Consider the following 9,379-nt stretch of genomic DNA (forward strand, 5'->3'; position numbering starts at 1 on the left):
GCTGGACCGGCGTCTGCGCAACCTGCCATCAACCCCTGCCCAGCGGGTCACACTCAAGGCCGAGATCGGGACAGACCTAACGGAGTCCTACTAGGGTCTGATCCGTGACACGTCACCAGGATGGAGCGCACCCTCGTCTCGGACGTGATTTCTCCCGGTTCTGGACGGCGGCGACGGTCTCCCTCATCGGGGACGGCGTTTCCGCCGCGGCCGTACCCCTGCTGGCAGCCTCACTGACGGCCAACGCCGCTCTCGTCGGCCTCAGCGCGTCGGTCACCTCGCTGCCCTGGCTGTTCTTCGGCCTGGTCAGCGGCGCCCTGGTCGACCGGTGGGACCGGCTGCGAGTGATGTGGATCGTCGACTGCGCCCGCTTTGCTCTGGTCGCAGGACTGGCCACCGCCATCGCCACCGGACACGGCAGCATCGGTCTGCTGCTCGCCGTCGGCTTCGTGCTGGGCATCGGCCAGACCCTGTTCGACACCGCCGGCGAGGCGGTCGTCCCCCTGCTGGTGCCGCAGGGCGAGGGACAGCGGCTGCTCGAAAAGGCCAACAGCAGAAGGTCGTTCAGCGAGACGTCGGCACAGCAGTTCCTCGGACCGCCGGCCGGCGGCTTCCTGTTCGGCGTCGCCGCGAGCGTGCCGCTCTTCGCCGACGCCGTCTCCTTCGGGCTCAGTTCCCTGCTCGTCCGCGGGCTCGCCAGGCGCCGTGAGCGGTCCGCCCCGCGCTCGCCGGACCGCACCCCGGCCAGGAGCCGCTCCATGCTCGCGGAGACCCGGGAAGGCCTCGTCTGGCTGTGGCGGCAGCCGACGCTGCGGACCCTGGCTGTCACCGTCGGCGTGACCAACCTGGCCTACAGCGCGAGTTCGGCGATCCTCGTCCTGTACGCGCAGCGTCGCCTCGAACTCGGTGCAACGGCCTACGGGCTGCTGCTGACGGCCGTGGCCGTCGGCGGGATCCTCGGAAGCCTCCTCGCCACCACGGTCTCACGTGTCCTCGGTCCCGGCCGCACCCTTGCCGCGGCGCTGTTCCTCCTCGCCGCGAGCCGTGCTGGACTGGGCTTCACCGACGACGTCGTGGCCGCCACGGGTTGCCTCATGGCCGCGGGGCTGGCGCTGAGCGTGTTCGCGGTGGTGGCGATGTCGCTCCGGCAGCGTCTCGTGCCCGACCCGCTGCGCGGTCGGGTGGTGAGCGCCTACCGGCTTCTCGCGCTGGGCACCGAGCCCGTGGGTGCGGCGCTCGGCGGTCTGGTGGCGGCGCACGCTGGAGTACGGGCACCCTTTCTGCTGGGCGCCGCCATGATCGCGGTTCTCGGCGTCGTCACCGCACACGCTCTGCCCAACCGCGCGCTCCAGGTGGCGGAGGCGGTGCTTCCTGCCGCGCGCGCGGGGCGTACCCGTTCGTAGAACCAGTCGATGATCAGGCGCTGCTGCCGCCCCGTGCGCGCAGGTCCATACGGAACAGCCGTCCCTCGTGGTGGGCGACGCTCTGGTCGTCGTAGTGAGGGGACAGGGGATGCCCCGAACTGCCGTGCCGCAGAACGTCCCTCGGGCTGCACCCCCCGGGCCCGAACGCGGCCACGAACCGCCAGGGGGCGCCTTCCAGGATGTCTCCGGAGGCGTTCGGCGCCATCAACCGCAGCGAGTAGGGACTTGCTCCGCGCCGGGTCTCCGCGTCGCCGAACAACCGCTTGAGCACCGGCACCGCCCGGGTCAGCGGATGAGGATCGCCGATGCGGTGCGCCCCGTCGTTGCGCCACTGTGACGGGTCCTCGCCCCACTCGGCGGCCAGCCGGGCGACTGCCCGGCCCAGGGCGCGACCGACGGCCTCCGTGAGCGGCTCGGCGATCCCCAGCCGCTCTCGGGCGGCCGGATCGAGCACCAGATGGTCGACCTGGAGCGGCAGATCGGGCATGGCCGCCGTCAGCGTCTCGCCCAGCCGTGCAGTGACCCAGTCGTCGGTCAGTTCCCGCATCAGGCCGGAGAACAGCAGCGGAGCCGCCAGATCGTCGGTGTCCTCGCCGTTCCACAGGCGCAGCATGTCGTGGCACGCAGCGGTGAGCGAGTCCTTGGGCGGCTTCTCGCCCAGGGCCGACAGCAGGTGCGGCAGCAGTCTGCCGGCCCTGGTGTTGGCCACGTCCATCTGCCACCGCGCACAGTCCTCGGCGGTGATCCCGGTGGCATCCTCGAGCAGTTCGTCGATGCGCGGCGCACGGTAGGCGCCGGCCCAGTCGCCGCCCAGGTACACCGGGGCGTCGTCCGGCAGCATCGTGTTGTTGGCGGACACGATGTATCCCTCGGGCGGGTCGACGGTCTCGGGCAGTTCGTCGAAGTCCAGGAAGTCCTGCCAGGACGCGGCCACATCGGTGTAGGCGCGAGGTCCGAGACCGCTGCCCCTCAGCCGACGAGGGACCCGGCCAGCCGTCCGCAACGCGATGGTCCCGTCCGCGCAGGCCACCAGAAAGTTCAGGACCGGTACACCGAAGCCGCGCAGGGATTCGCGGAACTCGGGGTAGGAGCGGGTCCGCCACATCCTCAGGCAGCCGTCGATCTCGGTGGAGGGCGAGAAGCCGCTCCAGAACAGCACGCACCGCTCCCGGCCGGCGGCCGCGGGGAGGACGAACTCCACGCAGCCGTCCGAGCCGGCGGCCGTGACGGGCACCGTGTCACCACCCCGTACGACCACGCTGCTCTGCTCCTCCCAGCGGTCCGGCAGGACGCCGGGGGCGGGCAGGGCGAGGTCCTGGGTGTCGATCGTGGAGTTGGTGATGCCGAAGGCCAGCTCCTCGTTGGCGCCCGCGACCAGGCCGGGCAGTCCGGGGACGGTGACGCCGTAACCTGTCGGCTCGTGGTCGCCCGTCAGAGCCATGCCCTGCTGGTACCAGAGGTTCGGGCGGGTGAACAGCACATGCGGGTCGTTCGCCAGCAGGGGGCGTCCGGAGGCGCTGCGCTTGCCCGAGACCGCCCAGGCGTTGGAGCCCGGGCCCTCGCTGCCGCGCAGCAGCCCGCCGAGCCACTCCTGCATGGGCGGGGAGATCGGGGCCGCCGGGCCGTCGGACCCCGCACGTTCCTCGGTGCCGTCCTCGAACGCGGCCCCAGCCCGGCCGCCGACGGCGGTTCGGATCGTCAGCGGTACGTCCGCCGGGTACTTCGGCCGCGCGAAGGCCGCCTCATATTGCGGGCGGTCGCGGGCGAGACCGGAGCGGAAGACCTCGTTGAGGAGGTTCTTCCCGAGGTCGAAGCCCAGCTGTTTGACGATGCAGACCGAGTCCAACGGGCTCCAGGGCTCGGGCCGGTAGCGCAGCAGCAGGAACTCCGGCGGCAGCCCGCCTCGGCGCGTCATCCTGCGCACGGCCGCGTTGACCCCGTCGCTGAACGCCTGCAGGGCGGCGGCACCGTCCGCCGACAGGATGCGCAAGGACCCCCGGGCCGCCCGCTCGAGAGCGAGCCTGCGGATGCGGACGTCCTCTTCGACCGTCGCCGCACCGAAGACCTCGGACAGCCTGCCGCGAGCCCGGCGGCGAAGGACGTCCATCTGCCAGAGCCGGTCGCAGGCCTGCGCGAAGCCCACCGCGAAGTACAGGTCGCGGTCGCTGCCCGCGGTGATCCAGGGAATGCCCCGCTCGTCGCGGACCACCGTCGCGTCGGCTCCGTAGCGCTGCAGCCGTAGCGGCGAACGGCCCGGCTGCGCCCATCGGCTGGGCAGGGCCAGCGCCCGCAGCGCGCCGCCGAGCAGCCTGCTCTCACCCACGTGCATCGGCCTTCCCCTCGACCTCGGAGACGCCGCGGGGCGTCATCATCCCCGGCACCACACGGCCGATCACCTGGTACATGACCAGGCTGACCAGCGCCGTGGAGCCGATGCCGAAGAACATGGCCGTACCGCCGAACCCGGCCAGCAGCAGGCTGCCGAAGTAGAGCCCGACGAAACCGCCGAGCTGCGCGAACGTCTGCGTGCCGAAGTAGCTGCCGCGCAGGTGGTCCGGAGCGATGCGGTCGATGAGCGCGAACTCCGCCGGCGCGATCACTGTCTCGCCCAGCGAGAAGACCACCATCGCGACGACGAAGTGCCAGGTGTCGGCGCCCAGCGCGAAGCCCGCCATGCCGACGAAGGTCAGCAGCGCACCCAGGGAGAGCAGATGCACGGGTTCGTACTTGCGCACATACTTCGCGACGAACAACTGGACGCACACTACGGTCACCGCGTTGGTCGTCATGAGGGCCGCGAGGATCGTGGAGCCGTTGTGGAAGCTGTCCGTGAAGTACTGGGCCAGCAGGGCGGAGATCCGGTTGTGCGACGCCTCGATCAGCAGGGCCGCGACCAGCAGGCCCAGCAGGCGCCGGTCGCGCGCGGCGACTCTGGTGCTGCTCTTCAGCCCGCGGACGACACCGGTGATCCCGCCCGCAGCCACTTGCCGGGGCGGCGCGACGTCCCCCGCGCCCTCGGCGCCGGCCCTGCGGATGACGCACAGCAGCAGCACCAGGTAGAGCCCGTAGAAGAGGGCCGCCGCGGGGAACGCGCCCCGGCCGCCGGAGAGACCGATCAGAGCGCCTGCGGGCGGGCCGACCACGAACCCGATGTTGTACGCGACGTACTGGTAGGAGAACCAGGTGACGCGCACCTCGGCCGGCAGCACATCGCCGAGCAGCGCCTTCACCACGGGGCCGAAGGAACTGCTGCACAGGGCCATGACGGCGTTGCAGCAGAACGCCTGCCACGCGTTCTGGCTGAAGTAGAAGCCCGCGAATGCCAGGAGCACCCCGCACAGGCAGAGCACCATCACCCGGGTGCGGCCCAGCACATCGGAGAGGGCGCCGCCGAGATACCCCGCGATGACGGAGAAGAAGACGGAAGAGCCCAGCAGCAGCCCGACCGTGCTGACGCTCAGCCCGAGGTCCTTCCTGAGGAAGATGGCGAGGAAGGGCACCGTGATGCTGTTGGCCAGGCTCATGAAGCCGGAGCCGAGGATCAGCAGTCGGGCGAGGAAGGGCGCACGGGGCTGTGCGGCGGTCATCGGGCGTTGGTCCTTTCCCTGGGATTCCTCGCCTCGTTCGCGGCGAAGAACCGTGTCATGAGGGCGGCCACCTGCTCGGCGTGCGGGTGGCGCAGCATGCCCTCGTGGGTCGCCGGCACCTCGTGCCGCTCGAGCGAACCGGTCAGGCAGGACTCCCAGCCGCTCGACGGACCGGTGACGAGCGGATGCGGGTCCGCGCCCGCCCTGATGAGCAGAGCCGGACGGCCCTGCGGCCGGGGCTCGGACCACACCAGCGAACTCATCCGCAGGTAGGTGCGGAACGCCGACTCCAGGCCGCCGTCCAGCACGTCCCCGGCCTCCGGGCCGATCAGCCGCTGCGCCTCGCGCAGGATCTCCTCCTCGGCCAGCACGCCCGGCTCCAGGAGCCGCAGGCCGATCTCCCGGGTGTCGGCGGGGAACAGATGGGCGAGCGAGCCGAGGAAGTTCCTGAGCCGGTGCGCCCGGCTCGCCCCCAGCGCCTCGGCCACGGCGTCGGGCCGGGGCGGGTCGAGCAGGACGAGACTGACGACGTCCTGCCCCCGGCGGCCCAGGACCTCGGCGGTCGCGAAGGCCAGACAGGCACCCATCGAGTGACCGACGAGATGGACCGCGCGACCGCCGGCCGCCCCTACGACGGCGTCGGCACAGTCGCCGGCCAGCCGCTCCACGCTCAGCGCGCCGTCGGCCCGGACGAGGTCCCGGGTGTGCAGTGCGTAGAACGAGCGGTCGGAGAAGTGTGCCGACAACTGGACATAGGCCGATCCGAAGCCCAGCACGCCCGGGACGGCGAACACCGGGTGCCCGGCGGCCGTGTCGTTCTGGCGCAGGGGGAACAGCGGGGAGGGGACCGACAGCGTGCCGGGTCGACCGGCTGTCGTCCGGCCGGCGGCGTCGCCCCCGCGGGCGAGTTCGACCAGGCGCGGGACGGCCAGGGCGTCCGGGTCGGTCACCGCCTCCTGGAGCAGCTGCTCGAACTCGGTCGCCATGGCGGTCATGGTCGAGTGGTGGAACAGGTCCGTGTTGTACTCCCAGCGGAACAGGAAGTCCCCGCCGTCCCCCTCGGTCGCCTCCAGCAGCAGGTCGAACTGTGCGACCCGGTCGGTGAGACGCAGCCGGGTGACCTCGACTCCGTCCAGCTCCGGTTCCGTCGGCTCGTTGTTCTGCACCACGAGCATGATCTGGAACAGCGGGGCGCGGTCGGTCGCACGACGCGGATTGAGCCGTTTGACCAGCACCTCGAACGGCACGTGCCGGTGCTCCAGATCGCGCAGCGCACGTTCCCTGACCCCGGCGAGGAGTGTGCGGAAGGTGTCGTCCTCGGCGATCGGCACCCGGATGGCCAGCGAGTTGACGAACATGCCGATCAGGTCGTCCAGTTCGGCCGTGGGCCGGTTGGCCACCGCGGTGCCCAGAACGACGTCCGGGCTGCCGCTGCGCCGCGCGAGCTGGGCCGCGAACACCGTCTGGAGCAGCATGTAGGGCGTCACGTTGTGCCGGCGGCAGAACTCGCGCAGGGCCTTGGCCCGCTTGCCCCGGGCGGTGAAGACGATGGTCCGCCCGTTGCTGGTCATCCGCGCCGGTCTCGGCTTGTCGAGGGGCAGCCGGTGCACGTCGGGCAGGTCGGCGAGCCGGGTGGTCCAGTAGCCGATCTCCTCCTCGGCCGACGGGCCGTCCAGCCACGCCCGCATGGCATGCGCGTAGTCCGCGTAGTTGCGGGGCAGGTCGGGCAGGGGCACGTCCTCGGCGTCGGGATACTGTACGAAGTGACGGTAGAGGCATGTCAGTTCGCGGCTGAGCACACCGACGGACCAGCCGTCGCAGGCCGCGTGGTGCAGGGTCACCAGGAGGACGTGGCTCTGCGGCCCCGTCCGCAGCAGTCGTACCCGCAGCAGCAGGTCACGTTCCAGGTCAAAGGGCCGGGCGGCCTCCTTCTCGGACCACCGCTCGACGTCCTGCCGCCCATGGTTGTCGTCCTCCGTGGCCGTGACGTCCTCGGGCACGAGCCTGAACCGTGCCGGCGGCGGCTGGACCTCCTGTACGAGTTCACCATCCGCCAGCCGGAAGACGGTGCGCAGCGGTGTGTGCCGGGCGAGGATCGACGCGAAGGAGCGCTCCAGGGCAGTCACAGACAGGGAACCCTCCAGCGACAACGCTGTGTGCAGGTTGTACGCCGCGCTGTCGGGGTCCAACTGGGACAGGAAGTAGAGCCGCCGCTGGGCGTCGGTCGCGGGCGCAGGACCGTCGGCCGTGATCCTGCCGATGCCGTCCGCCGGGCCCCGCCCCCGGAGCGCCCCGCCTCGGGACGCCCGGCGCCTCTCCTCCCGGACGAGGCCGGCCAGGGCCCGCACAGTGGGGGACTGGAAGAACTCCCTCAGTTCGATCCGCACGCCGAACCGGGTGTATACGCGGGACAGCACCCGGGTGGCCAGCAGCGAGTGACCGCCGAGTTCGAAGAAGTCGGCACCGGGAGCGACGTGGTCGGCCTTCAGCAGTGCCGCGACGATGCCGGTGATCTCGGCCTCGACGCTGTCGGAGTCCCGCGTGGTGCTGTCGCCGTCCGCCTGCTCGTCCAACGGCCCGTGCCCGAGGCGCGGTTGGGGCAGGGCTCGGCGGTCGAGCTTGCCGTTGCGGGTGAGTGGAAGGCCGTCCAGGAACACGTAGGCGCCGGGGAGCATGTAGTCGGGCAGCGTCTCGCGCAGGGCGCTGCGCAGCACTGCCGGGGAGGCGGCGTCGGCGGTGGTGGCCACGACGTAGGCGACGAGTGTCATGCCGGGGCCCGGCAGATCGCGCGCCAGTACTGCTGCCGTGTCGACGCCGGGCAGGGCGCCGAGCGCGTCCTCGACCTCGGCCAGTTCGACGCGGAAGCCGCGGATCTTGACCTGGTCGTCGACGCGGCCGCGGAACTCGTACTCCCCGGAGGCGGAGAGCACCGCCATGTCACCGGTGCGGTAACCGCGTTCCGGCCGTCCGTCGGGGCCGGTCAGCTCGATGAAGCGGTCGGCCGTGAGCTCCGGGCGCTTGAGGTAACCGACGCCGACGCCGTTGCCGGTGATGACGATCTCCCCGATCGTCCCCGCGGGCACAGGGCGTACGAACTCGTCGACGAGCCGGAAGGCGAGCTCGGGAAGCGGCTGTCCGATCGGGCTCGTGGACAGCTCCAGGTCGGCCCGCAGCACACGGCGGTAGGACGACAGGACGGTGGCTTCGGTCATGCCGTAGATGTTGAACAAGCGGGGGCTGTGGTCGCCGTACTTGGCGACCCAGGGCTTGAGATCGGCGAAGTGCAGCGCCTCGCCGCCGAGCATGATCCGCCGCAGCGGCAGCCGGTCCGTATGCCGACGGTCCTCGGCGATGAGTTCGTTGAATGCTTTCGGCGTGTGGTTCATCACGGTCACCCGCTCGTCGCGCAGATGGCGCCGAAGCGCGACCGGATCCTGGGCCACGTGCTGGGGGACGATGCTGACGCACGCGCCGCGCAGCAGGGCGCCCCAGATCTCCCACACCGAGAAGTCGAAGGCGAAGGAATGGCACATCGACCACACGTCGTCGCTGGTCAGGCCGAAGACGGTCGAGGTACTGGCGTGCAGTTGGAGCAGGTTGCGGTGCGAGACCTGCACGCCCTTGGGGCCGCCGGTGGTGCCGGACGTGTAGAGCACGTACGCGGGCGCGGACGGGTCCACCGCCGTGACGTCTTCTGTCGGAACCGGCTCCCGTGGCTCGTCGATGCACAGGAGCGGAGTGTGTTCCGGAAGGCGTTCGGCCAGGCCCCGGCTGGTGATCACCAGGGCGGGCTCGGCGTCCTGGAGGATGAGAGCGACGCGCGCCGGTGGAGCCGCCGGATCGAGCGGTACGTAGCAGGCTCCGGCCTTCAGGACAGCCACGGCTGCGACGATCATCTCGGCCGAACGCTCCAGCAGGATCGCGACCGGTCGGCCGGGCACACCGTGCGCGGCTCGTACCGCGGCGGCTAGTTCGGAGGAGGCCTCGTCCAGCTGACGGTAGCTCATGACCTGGCCCTCGTGGCTGACCGCGGGGCTGTCCGGGTGGGCGGTGACGACGAAGGCGAGGGCTTCGAGGAGGTCGGCACAGCCCTTCAGGTCATCGGGATGGGCCTGTTCCTCCTGATCCTGCGGATCGGTCGCCGGTCCATGGAGCGCTTCGGTCGGCCGCGGGGGGAGGGACACTCCGTGCTGGCGTGCGAGCCGCTGCCGCAGCAGTTCGGCGCGGTCGATGGTCATCGTGTTCCTTCCACTTCTCAAAGATGCGCGGCACCGGCGGGTGCGGGGTTCACAGGGTGAGCAGGAGGGCCGACAGCAGGCCCCGTCGTTCGACCCGGTCGAAGAACTCGCCCCAGTGCTCGTTGCCGAT

Annotated in this window: 4 protein-coding genes; 1 reads left to right on the forward strand and 3 read right to left on the reverse strand. The window is 71.1% G+C overall.

Annotated elements, in window-relative coordinates; genetic code table 11:
- The first annotated feature begins 104 nt into the window (after window positions 1-104).
- Window positions 105-1,403, forward strand: a complete 1,299-nt coding sequence (locus tag ACIRF9_RS52120) for an MFS transporter (RefSeq protein WP_403837624.1) — start codon at window positions 105-107, stop codon at window positions 1,401-1,403.
- Between the two features lie 13 nt (window positions 1,404-1,416).
- Here the strand turns inward: ACIRF9_RS52120 and ACIRF9_RS52125 are convergent, their stop codons facing one another.
- From ACIRF9_RS52125 to ACIRF9_RS52135, 3 genes are read right to left on the reverse strand one after another with little or no spacing between them, the layout of a single operon-like run.
- Complete coding sequence (locus ACIRF9_RS52125; protein ID WP_403837626.1) at window positions 1,417-3,753, reverse strand: penicillin acylase family protein; 2,337 nt, start codon at window positions 3,751-3,753, stop codon at window positions 1,417-1,419.
- Complete coding sequence (locus tag ACIRF9_RS52130; RefSeq protein ID WP_403837628.1) at window positions 3,740-5,011, reverse strand: MDR family MFS transporter; 1,272 nt, start codon at window positions 5,009-5,011, stop codon at window positions 3,740-3,742. Before ACIRF9_RS52130 ends, ACIRF9_RS52125 begins: the two co-directional genes overlap by 14 nt.
- Window positions 5,008-9,249 (reverse strand): amino acid adenylation domain-containing protein, encoded by a 4,242-nt coding sequence (locus ACIRF9_RS52135; protein ID WP_403837630.1) that lies wholly within the window; start codon window positions 9,247-9,249, stop codon window positions 5,008-5,010. The genes ACIRF9_RS52130 and ACIRF9_RS52135 overlap by 4 nt, the downstream gene beginning before the upstream one ends.
- Between the last annotated feature and the right edge of the window lie 130 nt (window positions 9,250-9,379).

Origin of the sequence: Streptomyces sp. NPDC096132 (assembly GCF_044763345.1) — a bacterium.
Classification (GTDB): Bacteria; Actinomycetota; Actinomycetes; order Streptomycetales; family Streptomycetaceae; genus Streptomyces.